Origin of the sequence: Chitinophaga parva, from assembly GCF_003071345.1 — a bacterium.
Classification (GTDB): domain Bacteria; phylum Bacteroidota; class Bacteroidia; order Chitinophagales; family Chitinophagaceae; genus Chitinophaga; species Chitinophaga parva.
In genome coordinates this window covers 1,075,852-1,092,835 of the sequence record NZ_QCYK01000001.1, presented here as the reverse complement: position 1 = coordinate 1,092,835, position 16,984 = coordinate 1,075,852, and the positions used below count along the sequence as shown (strand labels likewise).

Annotated in this window: 13 protein-coding genes; 5 read left to right on the top strand and 8 right to left on the bottom strand. The window is 53.1% G+C overall.

Annotation, left to right across the window (positions count from 1 at the left end):
- Nucleotides 1-36 precede the first annotated feature (36 nt).
- Nucleotides 37-2,247 carry a type IX secretion system anionic LPS delivery protein PorZ gene (porZ, locus tag DCC81_RS04775; RefSeq protein WP_108685442.1) on the top strand — a complete coding sequence of 737 codons (2,211 nt, stop codon included), beginning with the start codon at nt 37-39 and terminating at the stop codon, nt 2,245-2,247.
- Nucleotides 2,248-2,336: 89 nt separating this feature from the next.
- Here porZ and DCC81_RS04770 read toward each other — a convergent pair whose 3' ends face one another.
- On the bottom strand, nt 2,337-4,712 hold the full coding sequence (locus DCC81_RS04770) for an ABC transporter permease (protein ID WP_108685441.1): 2,376 nt from the start codon (nt 4,710-4,712) through the stop codon (nt 2,337-2,339).
- A 143-nt stretch (nt 4,713-4,855) separates the two neighbouring features.
- Here DCC81_RS04770 and recO point away from each other — a divergent pair, with 143 nt between their 5' ends.
- Nucleotides 4,856-5,596, top strand: a complete 741-nt coding sequence (gene recO / locus DCC81_RS04765) for a DNA repair protein RecO (RefSeq protein WP_108685440.1) — start codon at nt 4,856-4,858, stop codon at nt 5,594-5,596.
- A 67-nt stretch (nt 5,597-5,663) separates the two neighbouring features.
- On the opposite strand, the gene DCC81_RS04760 is transcribed toward recO, so the two are convergent.
- From DCC81_RS04760 to rsfS, 4 genes are all read right to left on the bottom strand, one after another.
- Nucleotides 5,664-6,461: a UDP-2,3-diacylglucosamine diphosphatase gene (locus DCC81_RS04760; protein WP_108685439.1), complete on the bottom strand. Its 798-nt coding sequence runs from the start codon at nt 6,459-6,461 to the stop codon at nt 5,664-5,666.
- Between the two features lie 124 nt (nt 6,462-6,585).
- Nucleotides 6,586-7,236, bottom strand: coding sequence for a LutC/YkgG family protein (locus tag DCC81_RS04755; protein WP_108685438.1), 651 nt, complete (start codon nt 7,234-7,236; stop codon nt 6,586-6,588).
- 1 nt (nt 7,237) lies between these two features.
- Nucleotides 7,238-9,271 (bottom strand): ATP-dependent zinc metalloprotease FtsH, encoded by a 2,034-nt coding sequence (ftsH, locus tag DCC81_RS04750; protein WP_108685437.1) that lies wholly within the window; start codon nt 9,269-9,271, stop codon nt 7,238-7,240.
- Between the two features lie 170 nt (nt 9,272-9,441).
- Nucleotides 9,442-9,822 (bottom strand): ribosome silencing factor, encoded by a 381-nt coding sequence (gene rsfS / locus DCC81_RS04745; RefSeq protein ID WP_240612895.1) that lies wholly within the window; start codon nt 9,820-9,822, stop codon nt 9,442-9,444.
- A 193-nt stretch (nt 9,823-10,015) separates the two neighbouring features.
- Between rsfS and DCC81_RS04740 the strand changes: the two genes are divergently transcribed.
- Complete coding sequence (locus tag DCC81_RS04740; protein ID WP_108685435.1) at nt 10,016-10,759, top strand: biotin--[acetyl-CoA-carboxylase] ligase; 744 nt, start codon at nt 10,016-10,018, stop codon at nt 10,757-10,759.
- A 72-nt stretch (nt 10,760-10,831) separates the two neighbouring features.
- On the opposite strand, the gene uvrC is transcribed toward DCC81_RS04740, so the two are convergent.
- The 3 genes from uvrC to gpmI form a co-directional block, all read right to left on the bottom strand.
- Entirely contained in the window at nt 10,832-12,667 is a 1,836-nt protein-coding gene (uvrC, locus tag DCC81_RS04735) for an excinuclease ABC subunit UvrC (RefSeq protein ID WP_108685434.1), read from the bottom strand.
- 7 nt (nt 12,668-12,674) lie between these two features.
- The gene (locus tag DCC81_RS04730; RefSeq protein WP_108685433.1) at nt 12,675-13,253 is read right to left on the bottom strand and encodes a hypothetical protein; all 579 of its coding nucleotides are present in this window, start codon (nt 13,251-13,253) and stop codon (nt 12,675-12,677) included.
- Nucleotides 13,254-13,560: 307 nt separating this feature from the next.
- Entirely contained in the window at nt 13,561-15,084 is a 1,524-nt protein-coding gene (gpmI, locus tag DCC81_RS04725; protein WP_108685432.1) for a 2,3-bisphosphoglycerate-independent phosphoglycerate mutase, read from the bottom strand.
- 267 nt (nt 15,085-15,351) lie between these two features.
- On the opposite strand from gpmI, the gene DCC81_RS04720 reads away from it, so the two are divergent.
- A complete protein-coding gene (locus tag DCC81_RS04720) occupies nt 15,352-15,792 on the top strand; it encodes a DUF4783 domain-containing protein (protein ID WP_165806435.1) in 441 nt (146 codons plus the stop codon).
- A 323-nt stretch (nt 15,793-16,115) separates the two neighbouring features.
- Nucleotides 16,116-16,964, top strand: coding sequence for a carboxylating nicotinate-nucleotide diphosphorylase (gene nadC / locus DCC81_RS04715; RefSeq protein ID WP_108685430.1), 849 nt, complete (start codon nt 16,116-16,118; stop codon nt 16,962-16,964).
- The last annotated feature ends 20 nt before the right edge of the window (nt 16,965-16,984 follow it).

Genomic DNA, 16,984 nt, shown 5'->3' with positions numbered 1-16,984 from the left:
ATTTACTAAAGATAATCAAATATTACTTTTACGATTATGCATCGCCTGCTCGTTTTCCTAAGCCTGTTCTTATACCTCCGCAGTGCTGCACAACCTGTGCCCATCGGACATTGGCGCAGTCACCTGCCCGCGGCGCCCGCCCGCTCCGTGGCCTTGCTGGATGGGCAGCTGTATTGCGCCACGCCCTACACCGTGTTCAGTGTAAGCCCGGATGAACACGCCTTTACCACCTACAGTAAGGTAAACGGCCTGCATGATGCCGGCATTGCCTGCATGGGCGCCGGCGCAGGGGTACTCGTCATTGCATACCATAACAGTAACCTGGACCTGCTCAAAGACGGGGCTTTCATCAACCTGCCGGACATCTTGCAGAAGAACATTGCAGGTGACAAAAGTGTTCGCAACGTCAGCTTCTATAATGAAACCGCCCTGCTGGCCTCCGGTATCGGCATCATCGTGGTGAACACAGACCGGGCGGAGGTTGCAGATACGTATGTGCTGGGCGATGCCGGTGAATACCTGGGCGTAAATGCCTGCGCCATCAGCAACGGCTATCTCTACGCCGCTACAGACCGGGGCATGAAACGCGCCCCCCTGCAAGGCGCAAACCTCGCAGATTATCACAACTGGACCAGCGTAAATAACGGCCTGCAAGCCGCGCCTATAGCAGAATTACAGCTCCTGGGCAATACCCTCATTGCCCGCCAGGGCAATATGCTTTACCAGTGGAACAACGGCCAATGGCTGCCCTGGTACCAGGATGCTACTCACCACATCACCCGCATACGCGCTGCAGGCCAGCAACTCCTGGTGTGTGAACAGCCCGCCCGCATTTCCTTCCTTCAAAATGATGGCAGCCTGCAAGCCGCCATCAGCAACGGCTTCACTGCACCCAATGATGTAACGACACAGGATGGTGAGCTGTGGATAGCCGATAGCACCGGCCTTGTCAATTACACCGCTGGCACAGCGCAAAGCACCACCCCCAACGCGCCCCAAGGCATTGCCACTGGTGATATGATCTTCAACAACAATGACCTCTGGGCCATGGCAGGCCACAACAGCAGCGGGTTCTATGGCTTCGCCAATGAAACCTGGACCACTTACCGCAAAGGACTGGATACCCTGCCTAACCTGGTAAGCACCGCAGTACTGCATGATACCCTGTACGCTGGCTCCCTGGGGGGAGGCCTGCTGCAAATGAGCCCGGACGGGCATTTCACCGTATACAAACAACACTCCTTACTGCCGCCCACGGATGATGCCACCCACGCCTACAACGTGAGCGGCCTTTGCACAGATGCTTACGGCAATCTCTGGATGACGGCCACCGGCGCGGCTACAGACGTAGTGGTAAAAAAAGCCTCCGGCCAGTGGCAAACCTTTGGCATTCCTTTTTACCACACCAGCGTAAGCCAGATCCTGGTGGATGACTACGACCAGAAATGGATCGTATCGCCCGCGCAGGAAGGCCTCTTTGTGCTGAACACGGGCACAGACCTGGAAAACCCGGTGGACGATAAATGGAACCGCTACACCAGCGGCAATAACAATGGCAACCTGCCTGGCAATGATGTACGCTGCCTGGCCAAGGATAAGAACGGCTGGATATGGATAGGCACGGGGCAAGGCATAGCAGTACTGCCCTGCGCCCAGAACGCAACAGGGACGGGCTGCCCAGCCTACTGGCCCATTGTGCAGGAAGGCAGCTTTGCAGGTTATCTTTTTCAAAGTGAGCAGATCAACGCGATTGCCGTGGATGGGGCCAACCGCAAGTGGGTGAGCAGCAATAACGGCGTGTGGCTGGTAGCCGAAAACGGGGACTCCGTGCTCCAGCATTTTGATGTGACCAACAGCCCCTTGCTCAGTGACACGGTGTATAAGATCGCCATCAGCCCCATCACCGGCGAAATATGCTTTGCCACGGCCAATGGTATTATTTCTTACCGCGGTACCGCCACGGCTACCAGCAACGTAGCCGCTACCAGCGTATTGGCCTTCCCCAACCCGGTACCTCCCGGCTATACCGGCACCATTGCAGTACGCGGCCTCTTTGCCAATGCCACCGTAAAGATCACCGACATCAGTGGCAAGCTGGTGTACCAGGCCAAAGCCACCGGCGGCCAGGTAACCTGGAGTGGTACCGACTATACCGGGCACCGTCCTCAAAGCGGTGTCTACCTTGTGTTTGCAAGCAATGCAGATGGCTCGGATAAACTGGTTAGCAAGATTGTATTCATTCATTAGCAATGATAGCATATACACTAAGTGCCCAATAAAAAAAATCCCATCCTGGATCAGGACGGGATTTTTTTTATTGCGTATATACATAAACGTTATTCGGAGCGGAGGCTTTGTACCGGGTTCACCATAGCGGCCCGGATAGCCTGGAAGCTCACCGTGAGCAATGTAAGCATTAGCGCGCCCAGGCTGCTCAGCAGTAATACCGCCCAGGAGATCTGCATATGATATTCATATTTGGACAGCCATTGCTCCATGCAGTAATAAGCCACCGGTATGGCCAGTACGGAGGCCAGCAGCACCAGCATGACAAAGTCTCTGGACAGTAGGCCCCACACCTGTACAATGGTAGCACCCAGCACCTTGCGGATGCCGATCTCCCGCGTGCGCTGCGCCGCTACGAATGACGCCAGCCCGAAAAGCCCCAGGCAGCTTATCAGCACGGCAAACACGGTAAACACCGCTGCCAGCGTGCCGGTACGTTCTTCCACCTGGAACTTGGCCGCATACACATCGTCCACAAATCCATACACGAAAGGCCCCTTGGGATTATGTTGCCGGAAGATCTTTTCGATCACAGGCAGCGCCGCGGCAGGCTGCCTGCCCGGCTGCAGGCGAACGATGGCCATCGCGATGTCCACACCATCCGGTACAAAGATCATAGGGTTTACCTTTGCAAAAGGCGATTCCATCACTACATCCTTTACCACGCCCACCACATGCAACTGGTCATCACCCCAGCGGATCATCTTGCCCACCGGGTCTTTAATGCCGGTGTAACGTACGGCGGCCTCGTTTAAGATAACAGCATGATCATCTGTGCCATAATCCCTGGAAAGATCACGCCCACGGCTGATCTGCCAGCCTACGGCTTTACCATAGTCCACCGTTACCCGTGTCACACCAAATTGTGGCCGCATATCCGCCGGCATTCCCTCCCAGGAAAAACCGCCCAGGTTAGCCCATATCGCGGTAGCTGGGCCGGAAGACTCGGCCATTTCCGCCACCATACCGGATTGCAGCAGGTCGCGGCGCAGCCCCTCATAATTGGTCCTGATCTCCGGTGTGTTCAGGGCCACCTGCAGCAGCCCTTCCCGGTTGTACCCTACGGGCCTGTTTTGAGTATAGCGGATCTGCTGGTAAATGCTCACCGTACCAATGACCAGGACCACTGAAATAAAGAACTGCACTACCACCAGCAGCCTGCGTGGCAGGGCCGCCATCCGGCCGGTCTTGAACGTGCCCTTGAGCACCTTCACCGGCTTAAATGCTGATAAATAAAACGCGGGATAGCTGCCGGCTATGATGCCCGTAAACAGCACGCATACCAGGATCACTGCCCAGAAAACAACACTCCCTACCGGGAGGTGCATTTGCTTATCCGCGAGCTGGTTAAACGCGGGCAGCGCTGCGGCCGTTGCCAGCAAAGCCAGTACCATGGCGGCTGCGGCCATCATCACAGATTCTACCAGGAACTGCGCGATCAATTGCCCGCGCAAGGAACCGGATGATTTGCGGATGCCCACTTCCCGGGCACGCTTTTCAGACCGCGCTGTACTGAGGTTCATAAAATTGATACAAGCCAGCAGCAATACAAAACCACCAATGGCGCCAAACAGCCACACGTACTGGATAAGCCCGCCATCCGGCTTGCCGTTTTTGAAATTGTTGTACAAGTGCCAGTTACGCATGGGCTGCAGCACCGGCTTGGGATCGCCACCCAGGTTGCGGTGGTCAAACACACCGGCAATATGGGCGCTGGCATTTTCAAGGCTTACATGATCCTGCAACTGCGCATAAATGTCGTAGGAATTGTTACTCCACCTGTTATTTTCAATATCATGCCTGGCCCAGTCACGATCCTGTGCAATGTTCATCCAGGGCATCAGGTACTTTACAGGGGCAAAGCTGCAGTTCAATGGAAAATCGGCAAACACACCCGTTATCTTCATGCTGCGCTTATTGTCTACCCGCACTACCTGGTCCAGCGGGTTCTTATCACCAAAAAGCTGGTGGGCCAGGGAGGTGCTGATCAGGAGGGAGCCCACGTCATCCATCGATGCCGCGCTACCCTGCAGCAGCTGCATATTCAGCATGGACACCAGCGGTGTTTCCGCATACAGGCCAAAGGTGGTCAGCTGTGTTTCACCGGCCTCCATCACATGATCCGCACCTTTTCCAAGCGCCACGGCCTTATAGTCGCCCGCGTATTTCACGCGCATTTCGGCGGCCAGGGGGTAGGGCACCGTTTGATAAGTGCTTACAGTTCCATTATCGGTACTGTTATGATACACCTTCAGCAGGCGGTCGTAATGCGCGAAATTCCTGTTGAACGAGCATTCATCCCACATCCACAGCCCGGTAAGCAACGCCATGCAAAGTCCCATGGCAAGCCCCAGTACATTGATCACGGAATACACCTTGCTGTTGCGGAAACTCCGCCAGGCTATCTTGATATAGTTTTTAAACATTGCATGCAGTTTGTTTGTGTGCCACCGAAAAAATGCCATGCCGCACAGGTTATGATTGTCAATAGCAAAACATATAGTTATTTTACACATGTGTTCGTTATCAGTACGCGCCTCGTCCGTTATTGCTACCTTGTGGTTCTATCATGTTACACAAAACAAGGGGTATTGTTTTACGCCAGGTAAAGTATGGCGACACCAGTTTGATCGTGAGCATTTTCACGGAGCTTTTTGGCGTGCAATCTTACATGGTCAATGGCGCCCGCTCTTCCAAACCTAAAAGCGGCGGCAAGGGCAACCTGCTGCAACCCGGCAATATCCTGGAACTGGTGGTGTACCACCATGAGCAAAAGAACATGCAGCGCATTTCCGAGTTCAAACTTGGCTATATCTTTACCAGCCTGCATTTCAACGTGGTGAAGAACACCGTATCCCTGTACATGATAGAACTGTTGCAAAAGTGTCTTAAACAACCCGAGCAACAGCTGGAGCTGTATTATTTTGCAGAGAACATGCTGCAGCTCCTGGACCAGGCACCGCTTTCCGTAGTGGCTAACCTTCCCCTGTATTTTACCCTGCAGCTCAGCAGCCATATGGGTTTCCAGATCAGCGGCCAGTATTCGGAATACACGCATTACCTCGATCTGAAAGAAGGCGTCTTCACAGACCTGCCTCCCCACCACCCTTACCACCTGGATGCGCAGAACAGTGAATTCACTTCGCAGCTGCTCTATGCAAAAGATACCACCACGCTGGGCCACATCATCATGAACAAAGACCAGCGCCGCAAATTGCTGTATGCTTACCTGGATTTCTTTAAACTGCACCTGGCGGAGTTTACGGACCTGCATTCACCACCTATTTTGCATGAGATCCTCGATGCATAAAAGGAAACGCCCAAACTCAGTATCGTATTGAGCTTGGGCGTTTCCTTTATCTATAAAATGATGATCCTTATCTTCCGATCACTGTTCCTTTCGGGCCATTTTCATTCTCAAAATATTTCAGCTCCATATTGTTGCCATCAAACACTGCGTAGGAGTTGTAGTTGAGCCACTCTCCCAGGTTAATATAGCGGCTATGCGGGCCCACGGGCATATCTATGGGCAGGTGGCGGTGGCCGTAGATGAAATAATCGAAGTGTTGTTGTTGCAGGATTTCCTTGGAGTGGATGGCTAGCCATTCATTTTCTTCGCCCAGGAAATGTTCCAGCTCCATGCCGGTGGCGGAGCGGCTTTTGTGGCTGAAGTAGTTGGCAATGGAAATGCCCATGGCCGGGTGCATCCAGGAAAACAGCCAGCGGCACAAGGGGTTGCGGAATACTTTTTTCAGGAACTTATACCCATGATCACCGGGGCCCAGGCCATCGCCATGGGCTACGTAAAACTGCTTACCCCCTATTTCAAAGGTCTGCGGTTCCAGGTACACGGGGATGTTCAGTTCACTTTCAAAATAGCCGTTCATCCACATGTCATGGTTGCCAATGAAGGCGCTTACGCCAATGCCGCGGTCTGTAAGGGAAGCCAGCTTGCCCAGCAGGCGGGTATAGCCTTTCGGGATCACGTGGTTGTATTCAAACCAGAAATCAAACAGGTCGCCCACCAGGAAGATGTGGGCGGCGTCCTGCTCCGCCATGTCCAGGAAGCGCACAATGCGTTGCTCCCGGGCCCTGCTGGTGGCCGGATCCGGCGCACCCAGGTGGAAGTCTGACACAAAATAAACGCGCTTGCCTGCTGGTAATCCGATATGCATGAATTGGTTTTAAATCGTGGCAAAGATAAGGTGGATGAAAATGTATTTCCTGGTAAGGCTATTATAAAAAAACAGCGCAGGATCTTACTCCATGCGCTGTTGTTATCTACAAATAGATCAGACCTTATTTTTCTTCATCCAGCAGGAAAACGTACACCTCACGGGGGCCATGAATGCCCACTACCAGCGTCTTTTCAATATCTGCCGTGCGGCTGGGGCCTGTGGCAAAATTGATCATGGAAGGCAGTTTGGCGCCGTATTTATCCTTCATTTTGGCAATGCCGTCCTTCACATCAAACACCAGCTGGTGCGTGTAAGCGATCACCACGTGCACCGGCGTGTACACCGGTAAGGCACGCCCGGAGGGCTGTGCGGCGCTCATGATGATGCTGCCTGTACGGGCCACCAGGTATTCACAGTCGGTGATGGCCGCCTGGAAACCACTGGCTATATGGGCATTGTCTGCGTTCAGGAAAGAAAGGCCTGCGGGCGCCAGGAACTTCATCAGTGAAGGGGTCTGGCACAGCACCTGGCTCCAGTTCTTATGCTCGGCCAGGGCCTGCAGGTTCTCCAGCAGTTCACTTTTACCGGAGCAAAAGATGAACTTACCCTGCAACTTGCTGAACTCTTCGGCAAACTTCATTTCCAGCCCGTCGTGCGCCGTTTGGAACACGGAGTTGTTACCTTCCGCGTTCGGAAAAGGCAGTTGTACTGACTGGCTGAGGGCATTACGTACCCGCTTGAGGATGTTTTCTTTTGCCGGTGAAACGTTCATATTAATTTTCGTTAGCGATGGATGGAGCGCTGTTATTGATCAGGTCTGACGGGCTTACCGGGTCCACGGTGAGGTCACCAATGGGTTTGTGCTCACGGCGCACATCGTACGGGCGTTTACCGATCAGGCGTTCCAGGTCGTCTTTGTACAATACTTCTTTTTTCAACAGCTCTTCCGCCAGCACTTTCACTTCGTTCATTTTGGAAGTGAGCAGCTCCTTGGTGCGGATGTAGGCGTTATTGATCAGGATGCGTACTTCTTCATCGATCATACGGGCCGTTTCATCAGAGTAAGGCTTGGTGAAAGCCTGGTCGTTGTTCGGATCGTAGAAAGATACGTTGCCCACCTTGTCGTTCATGCCATACACACTCACCATGGCATAGGCCATGCGGGTGATCACCTGCAGGTCGTTCTGTGCGCCGGTAGAGATCTTGCCAAACACCAGCTCTTCCACGGCACGGCCACCCAGGGTCATGCAGATATCGTCCAGCAGCTGCTCGGTGTTATAGAGGTATTGCTCTTTAGGCAGGTATTGGGCGTAGCCCAGTGCAGCCACCCCACGCGGTACGATGGTCACTTTTACCAGCGGGTTTGCGTGTTCCAGGTGCCAGCCGCAGATGGCGTGGCCGGCCTCGTGGTAGGCGATCACTTCTTTCTCTTCGGGAGAGATGATCTTGTTCTTTTTTTCCAGGCCACCGATCACGCGGTCAATGGCATCGTTGAAATCTTCCATTTCCACCTGGTTCTTGCCTTTGCGGGCAGCGATCAGGGCCGCCTCGTTACATACGTTGGCAATGTCTGCGCCGGCAAAACCGGGCGTCATGGAGGCCAGCTTTTTAATATCGAGGTTGGGGGAAGTTTTGATGGGCTTCAGGTGCACTTCAAAGATGGTCTCACGGCCAGCCAGGTCCGGCTTGTCGATAGAGATCTGGCGGTCAAAACGGCCGGGGCGCAGCAGCGCGCTGTCCAGTACATCCGGGCGGTTGGTAGCAGCCAGGATGATGATACCGCTATCGGTACCGAAACCGTCCATTTCCACCAGCAGCTGGTTCAGCGTATTTTCCCGTTCATCGTTGCTCATCATTACGTTCTTGCCACGGGCACGGCCAATAGCGTCAATTTCGTCAATGAAGATGATACAGGGCGCTTTTTCACGGGCCTGTTTAAACAGGTCGCGCACACGGCTGGCACCTACGCCCACAAACAGTTCTACGAAGTCGGAACCGCTCATGGAGAAGAAAGGTACCTGCGCCTCACCTGCCATGGCCTTTGCCAGCAGGGTTTTACCCGTACCGGGAGGGCCTACCAGCAGGGCGCCTTTCGGAATTTTACCACCCAGGGCGGTGTATTTTTTAGGATTACGCAGGAAGTCCACGATCTCCATTACTTCTACCTTGGCTTCGTCCAGGCCGGCTACGTCACTGAAGGTGATGTTCACACGGGTGCCTTTATCAAACAGGGTGGCCTTGGACTTACCGATGTTGAAGATACCGCCAGGGCCGCCACTGCCGCCTCCGGGGCCTCCGCCCACCTTACGCATGAGCAATACCCACAGCCCTATCAACAGGAGAATGGGCAGCACGATCGAGACAAAGGGCTCCAGCATACCTTTCCGGTCTATGAAGTGAAGCTCCACCCGGTCCTTTGCGGGCACATTTGCCTGCGCGGCGTTGATATCGTCTTTGAAGGTGAGAATACTACCGATGCCGAAGGTGTAATGAGGGCCATTGTTAGTACCACTGATGCGGCTTTTGGCGATCTTGTTGTATTTCGGCTCGTTGAGTTTGTCTTTCTTAATGAAAACCTCTGCGGTTTCTTTGTTGATCACATTTACGTGATCGATGTCGCCGGAGTTGAGCAGCTCAGTCATGAACTGTTTGTAGCTGATCTCCTCGGTGGGGCCTTCCCACGGCCACAGGTTCATTGACAAAAGGGCTATACCAATAAAGGCATAAACCCAGTATATATTGAACTTAGGTCCTTTCTTTGGCGATTTGTCTGGGCTTTTGATGAAGTTATTGCCTCCTTTTTCCATAATATTCCTTTCGCTCCTTTTACGGATGTTTTTTGCAATGCTGATTAAATATCTGCGCGGTGTATTGAAGTTAAATAGTCACAGAATCTGGGCTGAAGTGTTGAGGGAGGGAGGTCAATGGCCTTACGCGCTTACATAGGTGGCCAGGGATGGCGCGCCGTATGCGGGCACTAGCCGGCATGTTCCATGCGATCTGCGTCGCTCCACATTTCTTCCAGACTGTAAAATTTGCGTGTTTCCGGCTGGAAAATATGAACGACCACATTCACATAGTCAACCAATATCCATTGTTGTGCAGTAAAACCTTCGTGTTTGTACGGCTCTTCGCCGATCTTGCTCATTTCTTCCTCTACATAGTCCGCAATGGCGCGTACTTGCGTACTGGAGTTGGCTTCACAGATGATAAAAAAGTCGGCCACCGCTTCCGGAATGTTACCCAGGTCCAGGGACACGATATTTTCTCCTTTTTTATCCTGGATGGCCCTGATGATGGTAGTAAAAATCTCACTATCTCTGCTCAGGCGGGTTTCCGCTCTTTTTCTCTTACTCAAAACGGTTATAGGTGCCAATAAATCACGTTTTCGTTAAAAATAATCTTTAATATTCAAAGTTACTAAATCAGGCATGAAATATTAACAATTATTAATGCCTTGGACAACAGCCGCTTCACACCGGTGAACCACCACCAAAAACAATAAAAAGCACTACTTTTCGTGCTGAAAAATAACGCTTTAAACATCTACTGTGATCGGACAGCCTTTTATTGTATTGAACACCACTGACAGCACCAATAACTATGCCATGGCACAGCTTAATGAAGGCCTGGTGACACCCGGAACTACCTGGTTTGCCATGGAGCAAACCGCCGGGAAAGGCCAGCGTGGCAAGCAATGGCACTCACCTCCCGGCGAAAACCTGATGATGACCACCCTGCTGGAACCCAAGGTGCTGGCCCTTTCCCACCAGTTCATGCTCAGCGCCTCCATAGCCCTGGCCGCTTATGATTTCTTTCTCCAGTACGCCGGCGATGAGACCGGGATCAAATGGAGCAATGACCTGTACTGGCGTGACAGAAAGGCAGGAGGCATTCTCATTGAAAACGTGCTGCGCGGCGGAAGCTGGCAATATGCCATCGTGGGCATTGGCATTAATATCAACCAGGCCCGCTTCCCGGACCACCTGCCCAATCCCGTATCGCTGAAGCAGATCACCGGCAAGGACTGGGATGCCGTAGCCCTGGCCCAAACGCTGTGCGCCTGCATCCAGCGCAGGTTTGAGCAGCTCCACCCCACTCGGTTCGAGGCCATCCTGGAAGCATATAAGAGCAAGCTGTTCCGCTGGCAACAGCCGGGACTTTACAAGCAGGGTGATACCTACTTTACTGCCACCATCCGTGATGTGCAGCCGGACGGGCGCCTGGTACTGGATAAAGACGGGGAAATATTTTCAGTGGGGTTTGGGGAGATCGAGTTTGTCATCACGAAATAAGGGCGGATTGTTCAGTTACGGACAAACATAGACCGGCGGCGGACAAGTGGGTTAAAGGGGAACCGCCCCCCGTTATTCATTCGCCGCCGGCTGCGATCCTGTTGCAGTAGGATGGAAGTGCTCATACACCAACTTGCCTTTGGCCTGGCCTACCTCATTCACCAGCTCATCCAGTGTAAGGCCCCTGATCTTGTTTACGGAGCGGAAGGTTTTCAGTAACTGGGTAGCGGTATTCTCCCCTATGCCTTTAATGGCTTCCAGCTCATTTTTAAAGGTGCCCTTGCTGCGCTTCTGCCGGTGGAAAGTGATGCCAAAGCGGTGCACCTCATCGCGTACGCGGCGGATCAGTTTCAGGCTTTCACTGCCGTAGGGAAGTTTTATACTGTCCTTATCCCCCGGGAAAAAGATCTCTTCCTCGTTCTTGGCCAGCCCTACCACCGTCATGCTGCCTATCAGGTCCAGGGCGCGGATGCTCTCCATGGCGGCGCCCAGCTGACCTTTACCACCATCAATGATCACCAGCTGAGGCAGGGGTTGCTGCTCCGCCAGCAGGCGGCTGTAGCGGCGGTGTACTACTTCCTTCATAGACGCAAAGTCGTTGATGCCTACCACCGTTTTAATATTGAAATGCCGGTAGTCCTTCTTGGAGGCCACCCCGTCTTTAAACACCACGCAGGCTGACACCGGGTAGCTGCCCTGGAAGTTGGAGTTATCAAAACACTCAATGTGCTCCGGCAGCAACGGCAGCTCCAGGTCCGCCTGCAACTGGTAAAGCACTTTCTTGCGCTCCATATCGCTCTTACCTTCCAGGTGGAGGATCTTTTTGCGGTATAACTCGTCCTTGAAATAGTTCACATTCTTCTCACTCAGCTCCAGCAGCTTTTTCTTATCGCCACCTTTGGGCACGGTTACCGTTACCTGGCTTTCCGGGTACTCAATTTCCATGGGCACCACGATCTCGCGGGCCAGGCTTTTAAAGGTATCCCGCAGGTAGCCAATGGCATAGGTGAGCACCTCTTCATCCCCTTCCTCCAGCTGTTTTTCCAGGGTTACCGTTTTGGTGTCGGAAATGGTGCCGTTCAGCACGCGCAGGTAGTTCACGTAAGCGGCGTTGCCTTCACTGAGAATGGTGAACACATCTACGTTGCCCACACGGGTATTGACCACGGTGGATCTTACCTGGTAGGCATTGAGGCTGTCTATCTTCTTGCGCAGGATCTCCGCTTTCTCAAACTCCATATTCATGGCATATTCCTGCATCTGCTCTTTAAACAGGTTTACCACCGGTGAGAGATTGCCCTTGAGGATGTTCTTTACCTGCGACAGGTTCTCGTTATAGTCTTCCTCTGTTTGCAGGCCTTCGCACGGGCCTTTGCAGTTGCCCAGGTGGTATTCCAGGCATACTTTGAACTTGCCCTTCTGGATGTTATTAGGCGTAAGCAGCAGGTTACAGGTGCGCAGGGGAATGTTGTAGCGGATCACTTCCAGCAGCTCCCGTACACGGCCCACGGAAGTAAAGGGGCCCAGGTATTCAGAGCCATCCTTGATCACGTTGCGGGTCAGGAACACACGGGGGTAGTTCTCATGCCGGATCACCATGTAAGGATAGGTCTTATCGTCTTTCAGGTTAATGTTGTACCGCGGCTGGAACTGCTTGATCAGCGAGTTCTCCAGCAGGAATGCATCCTGCTCTGAGTTTACGATGGTGAACTCAATATGGTGGATGTTCTCTACCAGCCGGCGGGTCTTAAAGCTGTCGTGGTTCTTCACAAAATAAGAGCTCACGCGCTTGCGCAGGCTCTTGGCCTTGCCCACGTAAATGATCTCGTTATTTTCGTCGAAGTACTTGTAAATGCCCGGCTGTAGCGGGATGGTGTGTGATATTTTTGAAAACTCCGCTGCTGTCATTTCCTTGTTATTTTGGGTACATGCGTACCTGCACAGACAAGTGGGTAGGCGCCAGTAGCACCACTTGCTGGTCTGTGGTAACACTCACTGTTTTCAGGTGCTGGTACACCAGCGTTGATGATGTTTTGTACAATAAATTGCTGGTGCGGGAACTTAGTTGCACTGATTGGATGTTGCCGGCGCTGTCTGTTTCCAGGAGCACCTGCTGGGGGTTTACGGCCGGCGTTTTGGCAGTATAGCTCAGGGAGCGCGCCCCGCTGAATTCGTCCGTCACGGAATCTATTGTGTATTGATCGCGCAGGGAAGGCTTGTTCAGGTCAATGCCGGCAAAGGGTTTCAGCAGGTGAGCAATGGTGGCCGTATCACTGGTGATGAGGGAATCCCGCACCCCGTCCTGTTCTGCTACTTTATGAAAAATGAGGCCCGCCTGTTTCAGCTGGTGCTGCTCTCCCGCAAAGTAAGCCGGCAGATCACGGAAACGCGCGCTGGCAGCAGCGGATGGGCCTTCTACCTGCATGCAGGCGGCAAATAAAAAAGCAATGCTGATCCCTGAAATTCCTGTCAAGCGGGCAAAACGACGGTCCATGTTTCAAAAGTACGCAGAAAAAAAATATGCGCCGTGAACACGGCGCATCTAAGCATGAGCAAATCTGTCGAGAGCACTAAAAAAATCGTTTAAACCAATTGACTCAATATGTTAACCTAGTGAAAAACCAATACTCAGATGCAGTACCCGGGGGCATTTCCATATCCTCCGCTCAAATTCCCCCCCTTTTGCCGGGAACCTGCCATTAAAACGCAGGCTATTCTTCAAAAGTTACACGCCCCATAAAAAAACCGCGGAAATTTTCTTCCGCGGTTTTTGTCCGTATGACACAATAAACTTACTGATGTTAAACGAGCACGGTGCCGGTCATTTCCTTCGGAATGGGCAGGCCCATGAAATGCAGGATGGTGGGAGCAATGTCGCCCAGTTTGCCGGCTTTCACTGCACCGCGGAAGTCCTTGTTGATGATGAAGAAGGGTACCGGGTTCAGGGTGTGGGCCGTGTTGGGGGAGCCGTCGTCATTTTTCATGAAATCGGCGTTGCCATGGTCTGCCGTCAGGAACACGGTATAGCCATGGTTCAGGGAGGCAGTTACCACTTCCTTTACACAGGCGTCTACGGTTTCTACCGCTTTGATGGCGGCTTCCCAGATACCGGTGTGGCCTACCATGTCCGCATTGGCAAAGTTAAGGGCAATGAAATCAGCGCTTTCGGCATTGATCTCGGCCACGATCTTTTCTGTTACTTCATGCGCGCTCATTTCCGGCTGCAGGTCGTAGGTGGCTACTTTGGGCGATGCGGCCATGAGGCGGCGTTCCCCTTCAAACTCCTTTTCACGGCCACCGCTGAAGAAGAAAGATACGTGCGGGTATTTCTCGGTCTCGGCAATGCGGATCTGGCTGCGGCCCGCCTGCGCTACCACTTCACCCAGGGTGTTGTTCAGGTTATCGTTCTCAAAGATCACATGCACGCCCTTGTATGTTTTATCATACTGGGTCATGGTGGTGTAGAACAGGGGAATGGTGTGCATGTCAAAATCCGGGAAGTCCTGCTGGGTAAGGGCCTGCGTGATTTCGCGGCAACGGTCTGTGCGGAAGTTGAAGCACAGCACCGCATCCCCTTCCTGGATGGTGGCCACGGGCGCGCCGTCTGCACCGGTGATGATAATGGGTTTGATGAATTCATCCGTCACGTCTGCCGCGTAGCTAGCCTTCACGGCAGCCACAGCATCTGCAGCTTTAGTGCCAATGCCCTTGGTGAGCGCATCGTAGGCCAGTTTCACCCGTTCCCAGCGCTTGTCGCGGTCCATGGCGTAGTAGCGGCCGGTTACGCTGGCAATCTTGCCCCCGTTTGCGTCCAGGTGCTGCTGCAGGTCTGTGAGATAGCCCAGGCCGCTTTTGGGGTCGGTATCGCGGCCGTCTGTGAAGGCGTGAATGTATAACTTAGTGATACCCATTTCTTTGGCAATATTCACCAGGGCTTTCAGGTGGCTGAGGTGGGAGTGTACACCGCCATCGCTCACCAGGCCCATGAGGTGGAGGGCTTTACCGTTGGATTTGGCGTACTGGAAAGTTTCCTGCAATACCGGGTTCTGGGCCAGTTCTCCTTCACGGATGGCTACGTTGATGCGCTGCAGTTCCTGGTATACAATGCGGCCCGCGCCAATGTTGAGGTGACCTACTTCGGAGTTGCCCATTTGCCCCTCGGGCAGGCCTACTTCCTCACCCCAGGTTACCAGGGTGGTGTGCGGGTATTGTTTGTACAAGCTGTCTACGAAAGGGGTATTGGCAGCGGCCACAGCGTCGGCGGCGGCTACTTTACCCTGCGCCCAACCATCCATGATGATCAAAATGGCTTTATTCTTTTCCATCCGGTTTCTGTTTTTAAAAATTCGGTCACAAAGATAATAGAAGCATTGGGCTTAAAAAGAGAAATCGCGGCGGGCTAAGCGCTGAGCGGGCAGACGCATCTGTGCTGAAAAAAGATAAAAAATACCTGATTTTTATATATTTCAAACCCTTTTTATAAATTAGCGCCTCAAAACTAGCGATCCGCGTAAAGCCGCGCCAGACCTCGCTTTTTGGCATAGTTTTGGAACATTAGAGATTAAAGGCATATGATGCCATTAAAATACAACATGATGAAAAATTTAATGTATGTGCTGGGGGCGCTGGGTGCAGTACTTGTGTTCACTGCATTTACGGTGTCCGCACATCCAAAACCCACCACTGAAGTAGTTGTAAGTGAGGCCGCTGGCCCGTTTGAACAAGTGGTGAGCGCTATCAAGGCGGGTAGCGTAAGTGGCCTGACCCCTTACATGGATAACACCATAGAGATCAACATTTCCGGTAAGTCTAATTCTTACAGCAAAACCCAGGCAGAAGTGATATTGAAAGATTTTTTTGCCAAAAACCAGGTAAAATCCTTCGAGATCGTGCACCAGGGTGAAGGCGGCGGCGGCTCCCGTTTTGGTATCGGGAACATGAGCACAGCCGGCGGCACTTACCGTACTTACTTCCTGCTCCAGAAAAAAGGAGCCAGCATGGTATTAAACGAGCTGCGCTTTGAGACCAAGTAACCATACCTTGTAGACATAAATCATTTGAAAACCTGGATAGCCCCGCCGCCGCGGGGCTTTTTTATCCGGCATATCCGGCAAACAGCCCCAACCCCTGGGGGCTGCCACCGCGCGGGACTCCTTTATCCGGCATATCCTGGCCAACAGCCCACCCCCTGGAGCCCCGCCGCCGCGGGGCAACCTTGTGCAGCGCCGTTGATTTCCCTGCCCCGGGGCTCCGCATTGAAAAGGGAGCGGGAGGCCGGAAGTCAAACAAGGGGATTAATCCCACAAAGTGTAATTTTGCTCCGGAAGTAAGAACGTCCTGTTTTAAACACATCATTATGGCATTAGACCCAACGGCTCTTTCGGCATTCATTACCAGCGCCCTGGCAGAAGATATTGGCAGCGGCGACCATTCCACCCTGGCCTGCATACCGGCCAGCGCCCGGGGCAAGGCCCAGCTCAAGATCAAGGAAGACGGCATCCTGGCCGGCATGGAAGTGGCGGAAGCCATTTTCAGGCACCTGGACGCTTCGGCCATTTTCACGCCCCTCAAAAAAGACGGGGACACCATGCAAAAGGGCGAGGTAGCCTTCACCATTGAAGCCAGCGTGCACACACTGCTCACCGGAGAACGCCTGGTGCTCAATTGTATGCAGCGAATGAGCGGCATTGCCACCCTCACCCATCAATATGTACAAGTATTAAAGCCTTATCATACCCGCATCCTGGACACCCGCAAGACCACGCCCAATTTCCGCCTCCTGGAAAAGGAAGCCGTGCGTATAGGTGGCGGTACCAACCACCGCATGGGCCTGTACGATATGATCATGCTCAAGGATAACCACGTGGACTTTGCCGGTGGCATCCCCCAGGCCGTGGCCCGTACCGTGGAATACCTGCAGGCGCACCACCTGGACCTGAAAATTGAAGTGGAAACGCGCACCCTGGAAGATGTGAAACAATGCCTGGCCACCGGCAAGGTAGACCGCATCATGCTGGACAATTATACGCCAGACCAGCTCCGCGAAGCCCTGCAGCTCATAAAAGGACAGGCGGAAACGGAGGCTTCCGGCGGTATTACCCTGGAAAATATTGTGACCTATGCCCAAACCGGCGTAGATTACATCTCAGCGGGCGCCATCATCCATCATGCGGTGAGCCTGGACCTGAGCCTGAAAGCGATGTAACAATGCGGCATCCATTATAT

Coding starts and splice junctions, on each gene's coding strand:
- porZ (WP_108685442.1), top strand. CDS start 37: ATGCATCGCCTGCTCGTTTTCCTAAGCCTGTTCTTATACCTCCGCAGT.
- DCC81_RS04770 (WP_108685441.1), bottom strand. CDS start 4,712: ATGTTTAAAAACTATATCAAGATAGCCTGGCGGAGTTTCCGCAACAGC.
- recO (WP_108685440.1), top strand. CDS start 4,856: ATGTTACACAAAACAAGGGGTATTGTTTTACGCCAGGTAAAGTATGGC.
- DCC81_RS04760 (WP_108685439.1), bottom strand. CDS start 6,461: ATGCATATCGGATTACCAGCAGGCAAGCGCGTTTATTTTGTGTCAGAC.
- DCC81_RS04755 (WP_108685438.1), bottom strand. CDS start 7,236: ATGAACGTTTCACCGGCAAAAGAAAACATCCTCAAGCGGGTACGTAAT.
- ftsH (WP_108685437.1), bottom strand. CDS start 9,271: ATGGAAAAAGGAGGCAATAACTTCATCAAAAGCCCAGACAAATCGCCA.
- uvrC (WP_108685434.1), bottom strand. CDS start 12,667: ATGACAGCAGCGGAGTTTTCAAAAATATCACACACCATCCCGCTACAG.
- DCC81_RS04730 (WP_108685433.1), bottom strand. CDS start 13,253: ATGGACCGTCGTTTTGCCCGCTTGACAGGAATTTCAGGGATCAGCATT.
- gpmI (WP_108685432.1), bottom strand. CDS start 15,084: ATGGAAAAGAATAAAGCCATTTTGATCATCATGGATGGTTGGGCGCAG.
- DCC81_RS04720 (WP_165806435.1), top strand. CDS start 15,352: ATGATGAAAAATTTAATGTATGTGCTGGGGGCGCTGGGTGCAGTACTT.
- nadC (WP_108685430.1), top strand. CDS start 16,116: ATGGCATTAGACCCAACGGCTCTTTCGGCATTCATTACCAGCGCCCTG.